Origin of the sequence: Pseudomonas sp. G166 (genome assembly GCF_037027455.2) — a bacterium.
Taxonomy (GTDB): domain Bacteria; phylum Pseudomonadota; class Gammaproteobacteria; order Pseudomonadales; family Pseudomonadaceae; genus Aquipseudomonas.
The window spans coordinates 2,911,353-2,933,929 of the sequence record NZ_CP146985.1 but is presented as its reverse complement, the minus strand read 5'-3'; the positions used below and the strand labels follow the sequence as shown (position 1 = coordinate 2,933,929).

3 protein-coding genes are annotated in these 22,577 nt (G+C 63.5%); all 3 read left to right on the top strand.

The window, feature by feature from the left end:
- Nucleotides 1–13,587 carry an amino acid adenylation domain-containing protein gene (locus SGN16_RS13165; protein ID WP_335944281.1) on the top strand — a complete coding sequence of 4,529 codons (13,587 nt, stop codon included), beginning with the start codon at nucleotides 1–3 and terminating at the stop codon, nucleotides 13,585–13,587.
- 268 nt (nucleotides 13,588–13,855) lie between these two features.
- Nucleotides 13,856–15,118 (top strand): nucleotide disphospho-sugar-binding domain-containing protein, encoded by a 1,263-nt coding sequence (locus SGN16_RS13160; protein ID WP_210644667.1) that lies wholly within the window; start codon nucleotides 13,856–13,858, stop codon nucleotides 15,116–15,118.
- Nucleotides 15,119–15,225: 107 nt separating this feature from the next.
- Entirely contained in the window at nucleotides 15,226–22,512 is a 7,287-nt protein-coding gene (locus SGN16_RS13155) for an amino acid adenylation domain-containing protein (protein WP_335944280.1), read from the top strand.
- Nucleotides 22,513–22,577 lie beyond the last annotated feature (65 nt).

Below are 22,577 nucleotides of genomic sequence, written 5' to 3'. Positions count from 1 at the left end.
TTGAACGAACATAACGATAGTCTCGACCAGTTGAAACGTGCCGCACTCCTGCGACTGCTCAAGCAACGCGGTGCGACACGGGTCATCGAAAGTGCTCCTGACGACCTGCCCCGCGTCGACCGTGACGCTCCGCTGGCGTTATCGTTCGCCCAGCAGCGGCTGTGGTTTCTCGACCAGTTGGACCCGACCGCCAGCGCCGCCTATCACATGCCCGCCGCGCTGGTGCTGCGTGGCGCGCTCGACCAGGCCGCGCTCAAGGCGGCCCTCAATCGTCTGGTGGCGCGGCATGAAAGCCTGCGTACCACCTTCCGCCGTGAAGGCGAACACCCGGTGCAGATCATCGCCCCGGCCGATTGCGGCTTCAGCCTGGTGGAGCATGACCTGCGCCATCTATCCCGGGACGAAGCCGAGGCCCAGGTAGCGCGCCTGAGTGAAGAGGCAGCCAAGCAACCGTTCGATCTGCTGCAGGGGCCGCTGATTCGCGGCAGCCTGCTACGCCTGGCCGACGACGAGCATCGGCTGCTAATCACCCAGCACCACATCATCTCCGACGGTTGGTCCATCGGCATCCTGGTCAAGGAGTTCGCCACGTTGTACCAGGCGTTCAGCGCCGGGCAGCCCGACCCGCTGCCGCCGCTGCCCCGGCAATACGCCGACTATGCAGCCTGGCAGCGCCAACACCTGGAAGGCGCGCGCCTGGACCAGCAAGTGGAATTCTGGCGTGCTCACCTGGGTGGCGCCCCGGCCCTGCTCTCGTTGCCGACCGACCGCCCACGCCCAGCGGTGCAGAGTTACCGCGGCGAAACCCTGGGCTTCGATCTGCCCGCGTCGTTGTCCGCCGCCATCGCCCAGTTCGCCCAGTCCCGCGCCGCCACACCGTTCATGACCTTGATGGCCGCCTGGGCGGTCCTGCTGGCGCGCATCAGCGGCCAACAGGACCTGGTGATCGGCACCGTCGCCGCCAACCGCGACCGCCAGGATGTGCAGTCGCTGATCGGCTTCTTCGTTAACACCCTGGCCCTGCGCGTACGCCTGGAAGCCAACCCGACCCTTGATCAGGTGTTGCAACAGGTCAAGCACCTGATGCTGGAATCCTCGCCCCACCAGGACACGCCCTTCGAGCTGGTGGTCGAAGCCCTCAAGCCACCACGCAGCGCCAGCTACAGCCCGGTGTTCCAGACCATGCTCTACACCAATGCCGGGGGCGCTGGCGGCCAGTTGCAGTTGCCGGGGCTGAACCTGGAGTTTTTACCGTCGCCCAAGGACAACACCCAGCACGACCTCTCCCTGCACATCGACGAAGGTGGTCCAAGCCTGTCCTGCAGCCTGTCGTACTCCACCGCGTTGTTCGACGCCTCCACCATCGAGCGACTGGCGGGGCGCTTCGAACGTCTGCTGCGCTGCTTCACCCAAGCCCCAGACACCCGGATTGCGGCCCTGGAACTGGACCCGACCCTGGCCTTGCCCGAGGTCAAGGCCCTTGTGCCTGCGCCGCAGCGGCTGCCGCTGTCCTTTCACCAGGAGCGGATGTGGTTCGTCGATACCTTCGAAACCGGCTACCTGTACAACGCCAACCCGGTCTACCACAACATTGCGTTGCTGCTGGAACTGAGCGGCGAGATCAATCAGCCGGCCCTGCAAACCGCCCTCGACGGGCTGCTGGCCCGCCACGCCATTCTGCGCTGCCGGGTGCTGAGCGACGGCAGCAGCGCCTGGCAGCAATTCGACGGGCCAGCGACCCTGGCGCTCGAATTGATCCAGGGCAACCCTCACGACCTGACGGCCCTGGCCCTGGCCGAAACCCGCCGCCCTTTGACCATGGACGGCGGCAGCCTGGTGCGCGCCAGCCTGGTACGGGCGGATGAGCGCAGCGCCATCCTGGCCATCGCCGTGCACCACTTGCTGGCCGACCGCAGCTCCATGCAGTTGCTCAAGCGCGATCTGCTGGCGCTTTATGAAGCCGCCTGCGCCGACCGTGACGCCGAGCTACCGGCCTTGTCGTTGGGCTACGGCGACTTCGCCGCCTGGCAACGCAAGCTGCCGGCCACGGTGCTGGAAAACCTGCGGGCCTACTGGGCCTATCAACTGCGCGGCAAGCTGCAAGCCCTGGAGCTGCCGCTGAATCGACCGCGGGCGGCGGTGCATGTGTTTGCCGAAGCCAGCCACAGCTTTACCCTCGAACCGGCGCTGGTACGACGCCTTGAGGCCCTGGCCCGGGAAGTCGGCGTGAGCTGCGACAGCCTGGCCCTGAGTGCTTTCACAGCACTGCTGCGCCGCTACGCCGGGCACGATGAGCTGGTGGTCGGCACCACGGCCGCCTGTCGTGAGCCGGCCTTGCGCGATGTTGTCGGGCCGCTGGACAACCTGCTGGTCATGCGTGGCCAGTGTGACAGCGACACCACCCTGCAACAGCTGTGGGAACACACCGCGAGCAACCTGACCCAGGGCCTGCGGCACCGGCACATGCAGTTCGACCAACTGGTGCTGGCCCTCAATCCGGCCAAGGACATGAGCCGCACCGCACTGTTCGATGTGCTGTTCAATTTCCAACGCACCACCGACGCCAGCTCGCTGGTCGCGGGCCTGGCGATCAATACCCTGGAAACCAACCTCGGTTACGGCAAGAACGACCTGCACCTGCTGATCAAGGCCAGTGAGCAACACTGGGCCGGGCACCTGGTGTACAACGCAGAATTCTTCGACGTCGAATTCATCCAACAGCTGATGCGCCACTACGTGCGTTTGCTGGAGGCCTTCGTCGAAGATTTGCAGCAGCGGGTCGACGACATCCCGTTACTGGATGCCGCCGAACGCCAGCGGCAGATTCTCGATTTCAACGACAGCGAAGCCGCCTGGCCCGATACCCTGACCCTGCATCAAATCTTCGAGGAACAGGCCCGCCAACACCCGGAACGCATTGCCGTCAATCTCGGCCCGGAGCGCCTGAGCTATCGACAGCTCAACGAACAGGCCAACCGCCTCGCCCACCGTTTGCGCTCGGCTGGCGTGCAGCCGCAAGAACTGGTGGCCATTGCCCTGGATCGCTCGGTGCAGATGATCGTCGCCACCCTGGCGGTGCTCAAGGCCGGCGGCGCCTACGTGCCGATCGACCCAAGCTCGCCCCAGGAGCGCATCGCCTATGTGTTACGTGACAGCGGCGTACGCAAGGCCATCGCTCGCCAAGACATGAGCCCGGCGTTGCAGGATCTTGGCATCGAAGTCTTTGATGCCGCCCCGGCCAGTGGCGGCAGCACCGCCAACCTGCCGAACCTCACCGCAGCGAACCACCTCTGCTATGTGATCTACACCTCGGGTTCCACTGGTGAACCCAAGGGGGCGTTGCTCGAACATCGCAACGTTGTGCGATTGCTGCACAACAATCGCCTGGATTTCCGGTTCCACGCCGACGATGTCTGGTCGTTGTTCCACTCCAACGCCTTCGATTTCTCGGTCTGGGAAATCTTCGGCGCCCTGCTCTACGGCGCGCGCCTGAGCCTGGTACCCGAAGCCCTGCGTCGCGATCCGCAGGAACTGTTGGCTTTCCTTGAACGCGAACAAGTGACGGTGCTGAACCAGACGCCCTCGGCGTTCCATCAACTCAGCGCCGCGGCCCTGGCGGCACCGGATGTGCGCCTGGAACACTTGCGTTATGTGATTTTCGGCGGGGAAAGCCTGGAACTGGGCAGGCTCGACGCCTTCCATCGGGCCTTCGGGCATGTGGCGCTGGTTAACATGTACGGCATTACCGAAACCTGCGTGCACGTGACCTACAAGGCCATTGGCGCAGCGGACATCGCCGCTGGCGTCTCCAACGTCGGGCGGCCGATCCCGACCACCGTGGCCTATGTACTCGATGCCCATCAACGGCTGTTGCCAGTGGGCGTGGCCGGTGAGATCTGCGTCGGTGGGCTGGGGGTCGGTCGCGGTTACCTGAACCGTCCGGCCCTGAGCGCCGAACGCTTCATTGCCGACCCGTTCCGTCCCGGCGAACGGTTGTATCGCTCCGGGGACCTGGGCAAGTTGCTGGACAACGGCGAGATCGTTCACCTGGGGCGGATGGACGCCCAGGTGAAGATCCGTGGTTTCCGGATCGAACTGGGGGAGATCGAAGCCAAGCTGCTGGCCTGCGCCGGCGTGCGTGAAGCCCGGGTACTGGCTCGTGAAGACGTGAGCCAGGGCAAGCGCCTGATCGCCTACCTGATCCCCCAGGCGGGAACCGCGCTGCAAGTGGCCGCATTGCGCAAGCAATTGGGCGCCACCCTGCCCGACTACATGATCCCCAGTGCCTTTGTCAGCCTGCACGCCTACCCACTCACGGCCAACGGCAAGCTGGACCAGGATGCGCTGCCGGCGCCGGACCTGGATGCCATGTCCGAACGTGGCTATGTCGCCCCCGAAGGCGCCACCGAAACCGCCCTGGCGCAGATATTCCAAGAGCTGCTCGGCCTGGAACGGGTCGGTCGTAGCGACAGTTTCTTTGAATTGGGTGGGCATTCCCTGCTCGCCGCGCAACTGGTCTCCCGAGTGCGGCAACAGCTGGGCGGCGACCTGATGCTGCGCGAGTTGTTCAGCCATCCGACCGTGGAAGAACTGGCGCGGGTAGTGGGCGACCTGCAAATCGCACACACCGAGACCATCGGCCTGGTAGACCGGGACAAGCCCCTGGCGCTGTCCTTTGCCCAGCAACGCCTGTGGTTCCTCGACCAGCTCGATGCCGATGCGGGCAGCGCGTATCACATGCCCGCGGCGCTGCTGCTGCGCGGCAATCTCGACCGTGCCGCGCTCAAGACAGCCTTGGACCGCTTGGTGGCGCGGCATGAAAGCCTGCGCACCACCTTTGTACGCCGTGGCGAGCAACCGGTACAGGTCATTGCCCCGGCGTACTGTGGCTTTGCCCTCAGCGAACAGGACCTGCGCTCGCTGCCGTATGAGCAGGCCAGCCTCAGCGCGGCTCGCATCGGCAATAGCGAAGCCCTGGCACCGTTCGACCTGGGCCAGGGACCGCTGATTCGCGGTCGCCTGCTACGGTTGGCCGACGACGAGCACATCCTGCTGATCACCCAGCACCACATCATCTCCGACGGTTGGTCGGTGGGTGTATTGGTCAAGGAGTTCGCGGCCCTCTACCGGGCCTTCAGCCAGGGGCAGGCCGACCCGTTGCCGGCGCTGCCGATCCAATACGCCGACTACGCGGCCTGGCAACATCAGGCCCTGAACGGCGAGCGCCTGAGCCGCCAGGCCGACTTCTGGCGCGGGCACCTGGGCGGTGCGCCGGCGTTGCTGTCCTTGCCCACTGATCGTCCGCGCCCGGCGACGCAGAGCTATCGGGGTGGCGACGTCCCGGTCGAGATCGCCGCGGCGTTGCGCGAACGCTTGGAACGTTTCTGCCAACAACACAACGTCACCCTGTTCATGACCTTGCTCAGCGCCTGGTCGGTGCTTATGGCACGCCTGGGTAACGAGCGCGACGTGGTCATTGGCGTGCCGACCGCTAACCGCAGTCGCACCGAAACGGAAAACCTGATCGGTTTCTTTGTCAACACCCTGGCCCTGCGAGTGAACCTGACAGAAAACCCGAGCGTGGTGCAGTTGCTGGAACAGATCAAGCAGACAACGCTGGCGGCCCACGAACACCAGGACATTCCCTTCGAGCAGGTCATCGAAGCCTTGCAGCCACCGCGTTCGCTGAGCCACAACCCGCTGTGCCAGGTTGCCCTGTCGCTGGATAACACACCGGGGGGCGGCGAGCTGAGCCTGCCCGGCCTGACCTTGACCCCCGTGGCCCAAGCCCATGAAACCTCGCAGTTCGACCTGATGCTGACGCTGGGCAATGACGGTGGCAGCCTGGCCGGGGTGATCGAATACGCCAGTGACCTGTTCGACCGCTCCACCGTGGAGCGCTTTGCCCAGCACTTTCAAACGCTGCTGCAAGCACTGGTCGAGGATGTCGAACAGCCGGTACTCGCCCTGCCATTGCTCAGCCCGGCACAGCGCCAGGCCTCGCCGGCGACGCTGGCGCCCAAAGCCGTGTTCCCTGTGCAACTGCTGATTCATCAACGCTTCGAACAGGTCGCCGCCGCACAACCCCACGCCACCGCCCTGGTCCTGGGCGAATGCGAACTGAGCTACCAGGCCCTCAATCGCCGCGCTAACCGCATCGCCCGTGAACTGCTCGCCCAAGGCGTGCGCCCCGATGACCGGGTGGCGATCCTGGCCCGGCGCGGAGTGGAGATGGTCTGCGCGGTGCTGGCCGTGCTCAAGGCCGGTGCAGCGTATGTACCGCTGGATCCGGCCTACCCCAGCGAACGCCTCGGCTACCTGCTGGCCGACAGTACTCCGGTGGCCTTGCTGGCCCAGCCGGACTGCCTCGACGGGCTGCCCGAGCATGCCGTGCCGGTGGTGAGCCTCAAGGATTACGTCGCGGCAGACGACCTGGCGGACGTGTCCCTGGACTACAACCTTGAGGCCAAGGCACTAGGCCTGACGCCACGGCACCTGGCCTACGTCATTTACACCTCGGGGTCCACCGGGCTGCCCAAGGGCGTGCTGGTGGAGCACGGCCATGTGGCTCGGCTGTTCGACGCCACCGCAGGGTTGTTCGACTTCGACCAAAACGACGTATGGACGTTGTTCCACTCTTTTGCCTTTGACTTCTCGGTCTGGGAAATCTGGGGCGCGCTGAGTTACGGCGGCAAGTTGGTGATCGTTCCGAGCGATGTCGCCCGATCGCCCGATGACTTCTATGCGCTGGTCTGCCAACAGCACGTCACGGTCCTGAACCAGACGCCGAGCGCCTTCCGCCAGTTCATCGAGGCCCGAGAGCGCAGCGACCAGGAACATGCCCTGCGCGAAGTGATCTTCGGCGGCGAGGCCCTGGACTTCCGCAGCCTGCGCCCTTGGACCGCACGCACCGCGCTGTCGCGCACGCGCCTGGTGAACATGTACGGGATCACCGAAATCACCGTGCACGCGACGTATTACCCGATCAGCCAGGTAGAAATCGACACTGGCGCGCCGAGCCTGATCGGTCCGCCATTGCCGGACCTGTGCCTGCGCATACTCGACGAGTACCAGCAACCGGTGCCGGTGGGGGTCAATGGGGAAATCTACATTGGCGGCGCTGGCGTGGCCCGGCATTACCTCAACCGCGCCGAACTCAATGCCGAACGATTCATCCGCGACCCGTACGCCGTGGAACCCGGGGCGCGGTTGTACCGCACTGGCGACATCGCCCGCTACCGCGCCGACGGCGGTGTGGTCTACGTGGGCCGCAACGATTCGCAGATCAAGATTCGTGGCTTTCGCATCGAACTGGGGGAAATCGAAGCCCAGTTGCTGGCCCTGGCCGATGTGCGCGAAGCCTTGGTGATCGTGCGCGAGGATCAGCCCGGCGACAAACGCCTGGTGGCGTACCTGATCGCCCATGACGATGTCGTGCTTGAGTCTTCGGTCTTGCGCAACCAACTGGCCGGCGTGCTGGCCGAACATATGCTGCCCGGGGCCTTCGTGACCCTGCAAGCCTGGCCGCTGACCACCAACGGCAAGCTGGACCGCAACGCGTTGCCGGCGCCGGATTTGTCTGCCGCCGCGAGCAAGCATTACGAAGCCCCCTTGGGCGAAATCGAACTCACGCTGGCCAGCGCCTGGCAGGAGCTGCTTGGGGTTGAACGTGTGGGTCGCCAGGACCACTTCTTCGAACTGGGCGGCCACTCATTCCTGGTGATCAGCCTGATCGAGCGCCTGCGTCAGGCCGACCTGCAACTGGATGTGCGCACGGTATTTTCCGCGCCAACGCTCAAGGCCATGGCGGCGGTCCTGGCCGGTGGCAACAACGTCCAGCGGTTCGTGCCGGCCAACCTGATCCCGGCCGACTGCATGGCCATCGAACCGCAGATGCTGCCGCTGGTGAGCCTCAGCCAGGGGGAAATCGAGCAGATCGTCGCCGATGTCCCCGGCGGGGCCAGTAACGTACAGGACATCTATCCCCTGTCGTCATTGCAGGAAGGCATTCTGTTCCACCATTTGTTACAGGCCGAAGGCGATGCGTACCTGATGCGCACCGTGGTGACGTTCAACCGTCGCCAGTTGCTCGATGACTTCCTGGCCGCGGTGCAGGTGGTAATCGACCGCCACGACATCCTGCGCACCGCCCTGCGCTGGCACGGGTTGCCGCAACCAGTGCAGGTGGTCCATCGCCAGGCGCAACTGCCGGTCGTGACCCTGGACTGCTTGCCCGGCGAAAATGCCTTGCAAACCCTGCGCGACCACACCGACACCCACCATCTGCGACTGGACCTGCAACGGGCGCCGCTGATCGCCGCGTACATCATCTACGACGCGCCGAATGAGCAGTGGCTGCTGGCGTTGCTCGACCACCACCTGGTCAGCGATAACGTGACGCTGCGTCTGATCATGCTGGAGATCCAGGCCGTCCTGGCCGGGCAGGCCGACAGCCTGCCGCCGTCCCAGCCTTACCGTAACTTCATTGCCCAGGCCGCCAACGTATCCCAGGCCGACCACGAAGCTTACTTCCGTCGCCTGCTGGCCGATGTCGACTCCACCACCGCGCCTTACGGGGTACTGGATGTGCGCGGCAATGGCGCTGGGATCAAGCGTGCGGTCGAGCACCTGAGCGAGGCGCTCAGTGCCCGGGTGCATCGCATGGCACGCCAGCAAGGGGTGCCAACCTCTGTGCTGTTCCATGCCGCCTGGGGCCTGGTGGTGGCGGCGACCAGCGGACGCGACGACGGGATTTTCGGCACGGTGTTGTCGGGGCGCTCCCAAGGCACCGCCGGCGCCGACCATGCCCTGGGGATGTTCATCAACACCCTGCCAATGCGCATTCGCTTGCAGCAAAACACCGTCAGCGACATCGTCCGCGACGCCTACCAGCAGCTCAGTGAATTGTTGACCCACGAACAGGCTTCCCTGGCCTTGGCCCAGCGTTGCAGTGCCGTGGATGCGTCGCTACCACTGTTCACGGTGATCCTCAACTGCCGCCATGGCGACTTGGTCAATGCCTCCGGGGAAAACGTCGAAGACATGGGCGATCACGAAGGCATGCACTTCATCGCCTCCGAAACCCGTACCAACTACCCTATCGAAATCGCCGTGGCGAACGTCGGCAACGGGTTCTCCCTGACCGCCCAGTCCATCACTGGCATCGACCCGCAACGCATCGCCGCCTACCTCGGCCAAGCCGTGGCCGCCCTGGTGGAAGCCCTTGAACAGACCCCTGAACGCCTCGCCAGCGACCTGAAAGTGCTGCCTGAAACCGAGCGGCAATTGCTGCTGGGCGACTTCAACCACACCGCTAGCGATTTCGGGCCTGCACAGCCGATCCACACCCTGTTCGAAACCCAGGTCCAGGCCAATCCCGAGGCCGTGGCCCTGGTTTGCGAGAGCCAGCAACTGAGCTACCGCCAGCTCAATCGCCGCGCCAACCACCTGGCCCGGCAATTACTCGAACTCGGTGTCCAACCCGATCAACGCGTGGCGATCTGTGCCGAGCGCAGCCTGGACATGATCGTCGGCCTGCTGGGTGTGCTCAAGGCCGGCGCCGCCTACGTGCCGATCGACCCGGCCCATCCTGCCGAGCGCATGGCGTTCATGCTGCAGGACAGCCAGCCACGGGCCTTGTTGAGCCAATCGGCCCTCAGCCTGCCGTCCGGCGAGCTGCCGCTGTTGTTGCTCGACACGGTTGATTCGTTGCAGGCTGCAAGCAATCCAGCCTTCGATGGCAACCCGCAAGTCCCCGGCCTGACAGCCAAGCACCTGGCCTACGTGATCTACACCTCCGGTTCCACCGGCCAGTCCAAGGGCGTGATGGTCGAGCACCGTTCGGTGTTCAACTTCTGGCAGGTGCTGACCCGCACCACCCACCGGTATTGCCCAACACCGGCCACCGTGGCGCTGAATGCCGGGTTCTTCTTCGACATGTCGATCAAGGGCATCTCGCAGCTGTTCTCCGGCCACCGCCTGGTGATCATCCCGCAACTGATCCGCGCCAGCGGCCACGAGCTGCTGGACTTCCTCGAACAGCATCGGGTGCATGCCTTCGACTCCACGCCGTCGCAGCTCGACACCCTGCTCGCCGCCGGCCTGCTGGAGCGCCAGAGCTATCAGCCGGTGAGCGTGCTGCTCGGTGGCGAGGCGATCAACGCCGCGACCTGGGAGAAACTGCGCAACTGCCCGAGCATTCGCTTCTACAACATGTACGGCCCGACCGAATGCACGGTAGACGCCACCATCGACCTGATCCGCGACCTCGGCGAGCGGCCGAGCATTGGCCGGCCGATTGCCAACGTCCAGGTGCACGTGCTCGACGCCCGGGGCGAACCGACGCCGCTGGGCGTGGCCGGTGAACTGCACATCGGCGGTGCCGGTGTGGCGCGCGGTTACCTGAACCGCCCGGAGCTGAGTGCCGAACGGTTCATCGCCAATCCGTTCAGCACTGAACCAAACGCACGCCTGTACAAGACCGGTGACCTTGGCCGCTGGTTGGCCGACGGCACGCTGGAGTACCTGGGGCGTAATGACTTCCAGGTGAAGATCCGTGGCTTCCGCATCGAATTGGGTGAAATTGAGAACGCCCTGGTGGCCTACCCGGGTATCCGCGAGGCTGTGGTCATCGCCCGGGAAGACAGCCAAGGCGATTCGGACAACAAGCGTCTGGTCGCCTATGTCTGCGGCGAACCCGTCCCGGCCGAACACCTGCGCAGCGCGTTGTTGAGCGGCCTGCCGGAGTACATGGTGCCCAGCGCCTTCGTGCACCTGGACGCCCTGCCCCTCACTGCCAACGGCAAGCTCGACCGCCGCGCCCTGCCAGCACCTGGTCAGGAATCGTTGGCGAGCAAAACCTACGAGGCGCCCCAGGGCGATACCGAAATCGCCATTGCCGATATCTGGAAAGGTTTGCTGCACCTGGATCAGGTCGGTCGTCATGACGGTTTCCTCGAACTCGGCGGCCATTCGCTGCTCGCCGTGCAGTTGCTCTCGCGGCTGCGGCGCAAGCTGGGCGCACGAATCACCCTGCGCGAACTGTTCGACGCGCCAACCGTGCGTGGCCTCGCCGCCCTGGTACACGGCGCGTCGCCCACCCAGTCGGCATCGATTCCATTGGCCAACCGCTCGGGGCGACTGCCGTTATCCTTCGCCCAGCAACGGCTGTGGTTCCTCGACCACCTGGATCACGCGGCGGGTGCTGCTTATCACCTGCCCCTGGCCTTGCGCTTGCAGGGGGCGCTGGACAAAGCGGCGCTGCAGGCCACCCTCGACCGCCTGGTGGCGCGTCACGAAACCTTGCGTACCCGGTTTGAACTGGTGGACGGCGAGCCGGTGCAAAAAATCGCTCCGGCCGATCACGGTTTCCAGTTGGACCAGCAGGACCTGCGCACACTAGCGCTCGATGAACGCAAGACCAGGCTGGAGCACCTCGGCCAGATCAACGCCACGCAGTTGTTCGACCTGAGCCATGGACCACTGATGCGCGGTCACCTGGTGCAACTGGCGGACGAGGAACATGTGCTGTTCATCACCCTGCACCACATCGTTTCCGATGGCTGGTCCAACAGTGTGCTGGCCCGGGAGGTCAGCGCGCTCTACAGCGCGTTTACCCAGGGCCAGAAAGATCCGTTGCCGCCCCTGGCGTTGCAATACGTGGACTATGCCGCCTGGCAGCGACAGTCCCTTGAAGGCCCGGCACTGCAAGCGCAGGTCGACTTCTGGCGGCAACACCTGGAAGGTGCGCCGGCCTTGTTGAACCTGCCGTTGGATCGTCCGCGCCCGGCAATACAAAGTTATGCCGGCGGTATCCTCGAATGCAGCTTTTCGCCGGCCCTGAGTGCTGATCTGCGGGCTTTCAGCCAGGCCCAGGGCACCACGCTGTTCATGGCGCTGCTGGCCGGCTGGTCGGTGTTGATGAGCCATCTGAGCGGTCAGGATGATGTGGTGGTCGGCACCCCGGTGGCCAATCGTCAACGTCCGGAGCTGGAGGCGCTGATTGGTTTCTTTGCCAATACCCTGGCCTTGAGAGTGAGCACAGAGCGCGATATCCGTGTCGAAGAACTGCTGGCGCGGATCAAGAACCTGACCCTGAGCGCCTACAATCATCAGGACCTGCCTTTCGAGCAGGTGGTGAGCGCATTGCAACCGACCCGCAGCATGAGCCACAGCCCGTTGTTCCAGGTCATGTTGAGCCTGGACAACACGCCACCGGCACCGCTGCAGTTGCCTGGGCTTGAGGTGAAAACCCTGGAAAGCCCCCATAACACCACGCAGTTCGACCTCTCGCTGTCCCTCATCGACAACGGCGAGCGCATCGGCGGCAGCCTGCAATACGCCAATGACCTGTTCGACAGGCCGACGGTACAGAACATTGCCGAGCTCTTCGCCAAGCTCCTGGAAAACCTGGTGGTCGATGGGCAGCAATCCATCGGCAAGCTGCTGGAGAGCACACCGCCGCTGGTGCGCTCGGTCAATGCCATCGCCCAGCCGAGCTTTGGCGATGACAGCCCTGCCCCGGCCTTGCCTTACGAGGCGCCCAAGGGCGACACCGAGATCGCCATCGCGGCCCTCTGGCAAGAATTGCTCAAACTGGAACGGGTCAGCCGCCATGATGATTTCTTCAGCCTCGGCGGGATTTCGTTGATGGCGGTGCAGATGGCCTCGCGTCTGCGCAAGGTCCTCGGTAAGCCGATTGCCGTGCGCGACCTGTTTGTCGAGCCGACCATTGCCGGCTTCGCCCGGACCCTCGACGGCCAGGCCCGCCCGGGCGGCCACAGCAATCTGGTGCCGATCCGGCGCACCGGTTCCCAGCGACCGCTGTATCTGGTCCATCCGCTGGGCGGTGAAGTGCAATATGCACGGGACCTGGCGCCGGTGCTCGATCCCCAGGTCCCCGTCTACGGCTTGGCGGCCAGTGGCCTGGTGGCGGGTGAGGCGCCATTGGCCGATGTGCCGACCATCGCGGCGCGTTACCTGACGGCCATCAGACAAACCCAGCCGCAAGGTCCGTATCGGATCGCCGGTTGGTCGGCCGGTGGCCTGATCGCCTATGAAATGGCGCGTCAGCTGCAGGCCGGTGGCGAGGTCGTGGAATTCCTTGGCATCATCGATGCGTCGGCACGTCCCGATCCGGTACCGACGCAATCGATCAGCGAAGCACAGTTCCTGATGGCCTGGCTGCCTGAGCAGATCGACCCCGGGCTGATGCGGCAACTGACGGCACTGGCGGAACACTCGGACATCGACGCGATGCTCGCGCTGTGCATCACCCATCGCCTGCTGCCGGAGGAACTGCCCCACGACATCGATGCTGCTCTGCTGCGTACTCACCTGGAAGTCGCCTATCGGATGCGGCAGGCCATCGGCGCCTACGTCAGCCCACCCAGCCCGCTCAAGGTCTCGCTGTTCACCGCAAGCGAACAGCGACGCAGCGACCCGACCCTGGGCTGGCGTGCGCTGCTGGCGGATCAGGTCAGCGTGACGCCACTGCCCGGCACCCATAACACGCTGGTCAAGGCGCCCCATGTGGCCAAGCTGGGCGAGGCGATTTCACAGGCGTTGAAAACCGCCGCGGAGTCATAAAGGAACCCTGGGTGTCCGGTGAGCAATGCGCCGGACACCCCGGGATTGGACACAACCACTGTGGGAGCCAGCTAGCTCCCACAGGATCAACAGCCCTGATCGGCAGACCAGGATGTCCCCGTTTTCCGCTACAGACGCTGCCTACCTGCAACCGCTTAAATACCCCCCGCAAGCTGAATCGTTTCTGTGGATGGATTCCACAGGCGATGCCTGGTCGCCCGCCGATCAGGCCTTTCACCCACCGCACGATCACTCTAGAGGGAGCCTTATGCATGTGATCATTACGGCCATCGGTTCAGCCGGTGACGTTCACCCGTTTGTCGGGATCGGCCGCACACTCGCAGCCCGCGGGCATCGGATAACGTTTTGCGCCAGCGCGGCGTTCGCGCCGGTGATCGAGCGCTGCGGCTTCAAGTTTCTGCCATTGGGTACCCGCGAGGAATATCAAGCGGTCATGGCTGACCCGGCGCTGTGGCATCCGCGCACGTCACTGCCCACCTTATGGAAAACCGTCGGCGGTACCTTGCGTGAGCAGTATCGACTACTGGAGCAAGCGTGTGACGACGACACTGTCATGCTCGGTTCGTTATGGGCGTTTTCCGCCCGCCTGCTGCAAGAAAAGCACGGCATCCCGCTGGTCACCGGGCAGGTCACACCGTTCGCCATCTGGTCGCCTCTCGCACGCCCTACCCATCCACCGGGAACGAATCTGCCGGCCTTTGTCCCGTATCCCTTGAGACGCCTGCTGCTGGGAGTCATCGAGCACGCCTTCCTCGATCGGCTCATGAAGCCGGAACTCAACAGTTTTCGCCGTGAATTGGGCTTGCCCCCGGTCAAGCGCATCATCAGCCAGTGGATCTCCTCACCCGATCGGGTCTTGGGCTTGTTCCCGGACTGGTTCGCCCCAATCCAACAGGACTGGCCGACCCAGACGGTACTGACCGGGTTCCCGTTATTCGATGAGTCCGGCTTCGAGGAACCCGACGCCGAACTGGAGGACTTCCTGGGCGTGGCCCCACCGGTGGTGTTCACCCCGGGTTCGACCACAGTCAATGCCGAGCAATATTTCGCCGCCGCGGCTCAAGCGCTGAAGTTGATCGACCGCCGCGGAGTGTTCCTGACCAGTCAGCCGGTAGACCCGGCGCTGTCCAGCGACGGCAGGATCCTGGTCAGGCGCTACGTCCCCATGAGCCGCATCCTGCCCCACACCTCGGCCCTGGTGCATCACGGAGGCGTCGGGACCACGGCCCTGGCAATCGCCGCTGGGGTGCCACAGATCATCACGCCATTTGCGCACGACCATTTCGACAATGCAGCACGAATGCAAAGCCTGGGGTGCGGCCTGCGGATTTTCTCGCCTGCCTCTGCCGAGTCACTGGCCACGGCCCTGGACAAGGTGCTGAACAGTCATGACGTGCGTGCCAGTTGTGACCGCTACAGCAAGCTGATGCCCAGTGGTGAAAGCGCCCGCGAAGCGGCAGCGCTGCAAGTCGAGGCACTCGCTCGCACGGCCACGTATCGCGTCGCGTAATCACGGATTGATCGGCGTTTGACTCTGCGCTGCCAATGGCTCGGCCTGAAGGCATCACTCTTTTCATTCGTTTCATCGGGCCAGCGGATCGGCCCACGGAGAACCTCATGACTCAGACCATGCCCGCTTCGAGCGCAGAGCAGGTGCTTTATCCCCTCACCGCTCCGCAACTGGATATCTGGCTGGACCAGGTGCTGCACGGTGACAGTCCGTTGTACAACATCGGCGGCTATGCACGCATCAACGGCGCGGTCGATGCATCACTGATGCAAACGGCCATCGATCAAGTAGTCAACCGCCACGACGCGCTGCGGATCCAGCTGGTACCCGGCTCGAGCGAACATCCTCTGCCACGGCAACGGTTCCTGGGGGCTGTCAGCGTTCCGATGACGGTACATGACGTATCGGGCCATGACGATCCGCAGGCCAGCGCACTGGCGTTGCTGCAGGAAAACCTGCAGACCCCGTTTTCCTTTGACCGCGGACTGCTGTTGCGCGCCGACCTGATCAAGATTCGGGAAGACCTCTACTACTTTTTCGTCAACTGCCATCACCTGATCGTCGATGGCTGGTCCTTCGCCATGATCGGCCGTGCTGTCAGCCAGGCCTATACCGCCCTGCATGAGCAGACGCACAACCAAGTCACGGCGCCGAGCTATCAAGCTTTTATCGAGCAGCAAGTCACCCACAAGGATTCGGCCGCGTTCCAGCGCCAACGCCAATACTGGTTGGACAAGTACCGTACCCTGCCCGAGCCCCTGCTTGCCCCCCGCTATCAGAGTCGCTTCGGCCAGCACCTGGCACCCAGCCAGAACCATGCCTGGCGCCTGCCACGAGCGCTTTACAATCGTCTCGCCGAACAGGCGAAAGCCACAGGCCAGGCGACTGTCTTCCACGTCATGCTGGCCGCGCTGTACAGCTACTTTGCACGCATCGAGCAACGCAATGAAATCTTGATCGGCCTGCCCATCCTCAACCGCGCCAATGCCACACACAAGGCCACGCTGGGTCTGTTCGTCGGCATGAGCCCGGTACGCCTGGACCTGGGCACCGACCTGAGCTTTGCCGAGCTGGCCGGCAGGATTGCCCTGACGCTCAAGCAGGACTATCGCTATCAACGCTTTCCGTTGAGTGAACTCAACCGTGAGCTCGGGCTGCAGAACCTCGGTCGGCGGCAGTTGTTCGACGTGGTGGTGTCCTACGAACAGGATCAGGACACCTGGTACGGGCCGGCACTGGCGCAACCGGTCAAGCTCAGCAATGGCTACGAACAGCTGCCACTGGCGATGCACATTCGTGAGGCGGCGCCAGATGACGATGTGTGGATGCACTTCATCTACAACGAAGCCTATTTCGAAGCCGCGCAGATCGAGGCACTGCAACAGCGCTTCATGCACATTTTGCAAGGCGTGGCGGATGACTTCGACGTACCGGTCAACACCCTCGACCTGATGCCGGCCAATGAACGCCAGGTGCTGCATGAATACAATTGCACAGACGTCGACTACCCCAGGGATGTGCTGCTCCATCAACTGATCGAGGCCCAGGTCAGCGCTCGCCCCGAAGCGCTCGCCGTACGGTTCGCAGAGCAAGCACTGACCTATGATCAACTGAACCGCCAGGCCAACCGACTGGCCCACGCCCTGCTGGAGACCGGCCTTGGCCCGGACGCCCGAGTCGCCATCTGCCTGGAACGCAGCCTGGAGATGGTGGTAGGCCTGCTGGGTATTCTCAAGGCGGGCGCCGCCTACGTGCCCCTGGATCCGGGTTATCCGGCCGACCGCTTGAGCCACATGTTGAGCGACAGTGCACCCAGTGCGCTGATTACCACTCGCGGGTTATTGGCGAGCCTGCCCGCCGCGACGATGCCGGTACTGTGCCTGGATACCGACCAGGAACGCGTGTCCCGGCAACCGGAGCACAACCCGGACGCCGCTGCGCTCGGGCTGACGCCCCAACATTTGGCCTACGTGATCTACACCTCCGGCTCCACGGGCCTGCCCAAAGGCGTCATGAACCAACATGACGGGGTGGTGAATCGACTGCTCTGGGCCCGCGATGCCTATGGCGTCGATGAGCACAGCCGCGTGCTGCAGAAGACTCCGTTCAGTTTCGACGTGTCCGTCTGGGAATTTTTCCTGCCGTTGCTCAGTGGCGCGCAACTGGTCGTCGCTGCTCCCGACGGGCACAAGGATCCAGGCTATTTGATGGACATCATGGCGAGCGCCGGCATCACGCTGTTGCATTTCGTGCCGTCGATGTTGCAAATCTTCCTCGATCAGGTCGAACCACAGCGTTTGCCGGCGCTCGAGCAGGTACTGTGCAGTGGCGAAGCCTTGCCCCATGCCTTGCAGAAGCGCTTTTTCGAACGCTTGCCCAACGTGCAGCTGCACAACCTCTATGGCCCCACCGAAGCAGCCATTGATGTCACGGCCTGGCATTGCCGGGCCGACATGCACGAAGGCATCGTGCCGATCGGCCAGCCGATCGCGAACATTCAAATGCATGTCCTGGATGCGAACCTGCAACTGCTGCCACCTGGTGTGGCTGGCGAGCTTCATATTGGTGGGCTGGGTGTCGCCCGAGGTTACCTGAACCGTCCCGAGCTGACGGCCGAACGCTTCATCCAGGACCCGTTCCGGGATGACCCGCAGGCCCGCCTGTACAAGACCGGCGACCTGGGGCGCTGGCTGCCCGATGGCAGCCTCGAATACCTGGGGCGCAATGATTTCCAGGTGAAGATCCGCGGCCTGCGCATTGAACTCGGCGAGATCGAAGCGCACCTGCTCGCCTGCGAGGGCGTCAAGGACGTGGTGGTGATCGCTCGCCAGGAAACCGAAGGTGATGCGTACTTGTGCGCCTATCTGGTGAGCGAACCCGGATGCAAGCTGTCACCGCAAACGCTGCAAGATGATTTGCGCCAGCAGGTACCCGACTACATGGTGCCCAGGCACCTGATCGAGCTTGAACAATTGCCGTTGAATGTAAATGGCAAGCTGGACCGCAAGGCCTTGCCCGAGCCTGCCGACACCCTGGGCACCGATACCACAGCGCCGCGCACGGCATTGGAGCAGGCGCTGGCCGACCTCTGGCAGGAAAACCTCAAACGCACGACGCTGGGCATCCACGACAACTATTTCATGCTTGGCGGCGATTCCTTGAAGGTCATTCACTTGCAGATCCATGCACGTGAACAAGGCATAGCGCTGACCCTGGCGCAAATTTACCAGCACCCCACTATCGCGCAACTGGCCCAGTCGCTACAGACGCAAGACCTGCCATCCACCCCGCTGCTGCCTTTGAAGCACGTGGCACCTTTTGCCCAGGTGCCGGCAGAGATCCGCGTGACCAGCGCGGGTCTGTACGATGATGTGTTTGCAGCTTCGCAGCTGCAAGTCGGGATGATCTATCACTCGATGATGCATCCGGAGTCGGCGATCTATCACGACATCTTCCGCTATCGCCTGCGCCTGCGTTGGGATGCAACGGCTTGGGATCGCGCCTGTGAGACATTGATCCGGCGCCACCCGGCCCTGCGCATGTCATTCGACATCGGCCACGCCGAAGTGCCCATGGCCCGGGTGCATTCGACGGTCGAATCGCCGGTGCAAGTCATCGATGTTGTTTCACTGAGCCCGGACGCACGTGCCCAGGCCATTGCCGCCTATGTGGAGGAGCGCAAGGGTTACCGCGAAGACTGGCAGCGGGCGCCGCTGTATCAGTTCTGCGTGTTCGTCGCGCAGGATGAAATCGACCTGGTCTTGAGCTTCCATCATGCGATCCTCGATGGCTGGAGCGTCGCCACCTTGATGCGCGACTTGATCACGCTCTACACCTCGGCGCCTGGAACCGACGCCCTGCCAGCCCTGACCACCACGCCGGCCGATTTCATTGCCCAGGAGCAGGCGGCCATGGCAAGCGATGTTCACCGCCGGTTCTGGGGCGAATACCTGCGCGATGCGCCTGCCGCCGCCATGACCAGCTGGATCCACGCGGTCGCTCCGGATCCGACGCCGCATCGCTCGGCCTATCGGGAATTGCCTGCAGCGGAGCTGGCCCGCCTCGAAGCGTTCTGTCGGGCCCACGACCTACCGTTGCGTGCGGTCTTGCTGACGGCCCATGGTTTCGCCCAAGCCATCATGTCCAATCAAAAGGAAGTGTTGTGCGGCGTCATCAGCCATGGGCGGCCAGAGTTCGAGGATGCTGCCTCGGTCCTGGGCCTGTTCCTCAACACCCTGCCGGTGCGCTTCAACGCCCAGGGCCAGAATTGGCTTGAGGTCATCCGGGCCTTGATTGCCCAGGAACAACAGGTGTTCGCCCACCGGCGCTATCCGTTCGCACTGATTCATCGCGAAACCGATGTCGCCCTGAACGTGGTGTTCAATTACGTCGATTTTTATGTGCTCAAAGACATGCTGGCCCAAGGCGAAGGAATCCTCACCGAGTGGGAAACCACCGAAGCCAGCAACTATGACTTGCTGACCACGCTGGGCCGCCACCCTGGCAACGGTTCGTTGATGCTGAAAATGGACTACTGCACAACGCGTGTCGCCACGAGCCAGGTCGAGGCCTATGCCGAATACTTGCTGCGCACACTGGAACTGATGATCGCCGCCCCCGATGCCAAGCCCAGCATCCCGGCCTGGCTGCCGCGCCTCGAACGACCCACGCCACAGGCAGCCGCGGCAGTTGCCCCTGACAATCTGTCGGCCCTGCTACTGGACAGCTTCGCCCGCCACGAGCAGCAGACCGCCGTCAGTTTTGGCCAGGCCCGCCTGTCTTATCGGCAGTTGGGAGATACCTGCGCACAACTGGCGAGTTGGCTGCACCAGCAGGGTATCGGCCAGGGCGACCGGGTCGCGATCATGATGCCGCGCTCGCCTGACCTGATCATTGCCTTGCTCGGCGTCCTACAGGCTGGTGCCGCGTATGTACCGATTGACCTGAGTTATCCGAATGAGCGCATCCAGCTGATTCTCGAAGACTCGCAACCGGGACTGGTGCTCTTCGCCGATGCATCTGCACACCTGGCGATGACCCTGGCCGGCCAGGCAGACGTCCGACACTGGGACAGTGTGGTCGCCGGCTTCGACAACAACCTGGTACGCAGTCACGCACGGGTTGCCTCTATTGCCGCCGACATTGTGGCTGACGATAACGCCTATTTGCTCTATACCTCCGGTTCGACGGGCCGCCCCAAGGGCGTGGCGATGCCGCACCGGGCATTGACCAATATGATCCTCTGGCAAAACCGTCAGCAGCCGGCCGGACCACTGAAGACGCTGCAATACTCGCCCATCTCGTTCGACGTATCGTTCCAGGAGATTCTCTCGACGCTGTCTTGCGGCGAAGAACTGGTCATGATTGATGAGGGACTGCGCTATGACTTCATCCGGTTGTTGAAATTTATCAGCGCGCAACACGTCAATCGCCTGTTCCTGCCCTATGTCGCCTTCCAGGGGTTGGCCGAAGTCGCCATGCAGCTGGGCATTCGGCCGGTGTCGCTGCGCCAGATCAACGTGGCCGGCGAGCAATTGAAAATCACCGCCGAAATCCGTGAACTGATCGATGGCATCGGCGATTGCCGGGTCGAAAACCACTATGGCCCGACCGAGGCCCATGTGGTCACCCGCCTGGCGCTTGAAGGCGCCACGGCAAACTGGCCGAGCATGCCGTCGATTGGCACGCCCATCGATGGGGTGCGCATGCATGTCCTGGATGCGGCGGGCAACCCCTGCCCGGTCGGAGTCATGGGCGACCTGTTCATCGAAGGGGAATGCCTGGCCAACGGCTACTGGAACCGACCCGACCTGACCGACGAACGTTTTGTCTATCGCCAGTTAGCTGGCCAGACCCGGCGCTTGTATGAAACCGGCGACATCGGTTTCTACCTGCCCGGAGGCGATCTGGTCTACCAGGGCCGCAGTGACGCACAAGTCAAGATCCGTGGTTATCGCGTCGAGCTGGGCGAGATCGAAGTGGCCATGCTCGGTTCCGCCCGGTTCAGGGCCGACATCCAGCAGGTAGCGGTCATCGACAAGCCCGCGACCGACGGCAGTCGGTATCTGGTGGGCTTCGTCCAGCCCCTGCCGGGCCGCGAGCCGGAGCTGGACCAACTCAAGGCCGAACTGCGCCTGGCACTACCCGACTACATGGTGCCGAACACCCTGGTCAGCATCGCCAAGCTACCCCTCGGGCCTACCGGCAAGATTGACCGGCAGCGGTTGCAGAAGATTGAAGTCCACAGCACTTTGCTGCGTCCGTTCATCGCGCCGAGAAATGCCATGGAGGACCTGCTGCAAGCCTACTGGCAAGAAACCCTGGGCCTGGAAGACATCAGCGTCTACGACAACTTCTTCGAGCTGGGGGGCAACTCGCTCAAGGCCGTACAACTGGTTGCCATGCTCGCCAGGCATCAGAGCCTGGAGCCGTCGCTGTCGGACTTCATCCAGGCCCCGACCATCGCCGAATTCGCCCAGGTGTTGCAGCACACTGAAACCGGCCACCCTGATACCGGTGCGCTGGTGGACTTCAAGAACGCCACGCGCAAGCCGCCATTGTTTCTGGTGCACCCCATCGGCGGGCATGTGCTGTGTTATGCGGCATTGGCGCGGGTGCTCAAGGACCAGGTCCACCTGTACGCACTGCAAGCACCGGGCACATGGGATGCCCGCGCCCCTTTGCAATCGGTACAGGCCCAGGCGCAGTACTACGCAGATGCCATTGAACAGGTCGCGCCTGAAGGGCCACTGAACATTGGCGGCTGGTCCTATGGCGGCGTCGTGGCGTATGAGCTGGCGAGCGAGTTGCAGCGGCGCGGGCGGCGTCTGCATAACGTGTTTTTGCTCGACACCATCGTGCGTGTCAGGCAGGGCGAGGTGCAGATAGAACGCACCGAGTTCATGAATTGGTTCATGTGGGAACTGCTCAGTGGCGATGGGCAGAAGGAATACGCCTACCACGCCCTGGACTTCGCCTCCATGGGCGATTCCCAGGCCTTCGCAGCGATCAGGCAGCACGGCATCGACCAGGGCATTTTCGACCAGAGCATCACCCTGGCGACACTGGATCAGCTGTTCCGGGTGTTTCATGCCAACTGGCAAGGGTTGCTGGACTATCGCTTCCCGCCCCTGGACTTGCCTATCACGCTGTTCGCGGCGGATGTCGAGCTGCCCGATGTGCTGCAAGCCCCCCATGAGCTGGTGGGTACGGCCTTTCGCGACCCCTACCGTGGCTGGCGCTCGATTGCGCCCCAGGTACAGCGAGTCGCCGTGGAGGGCGACCATTTGACCATGATGCGCGAACCTCATATCGAGCGAGTGGGCCAATTCATCAAGTCCCGAATGGACGTGGCCCGGGCCAGGAATACCGGGACCGTGACGGCATTCGCATAACCGTTACCGAACAGTCGCGGGGCAGGATTGGCTGCCCCGCCAGACTCACATGCCCGGTCGTTCCG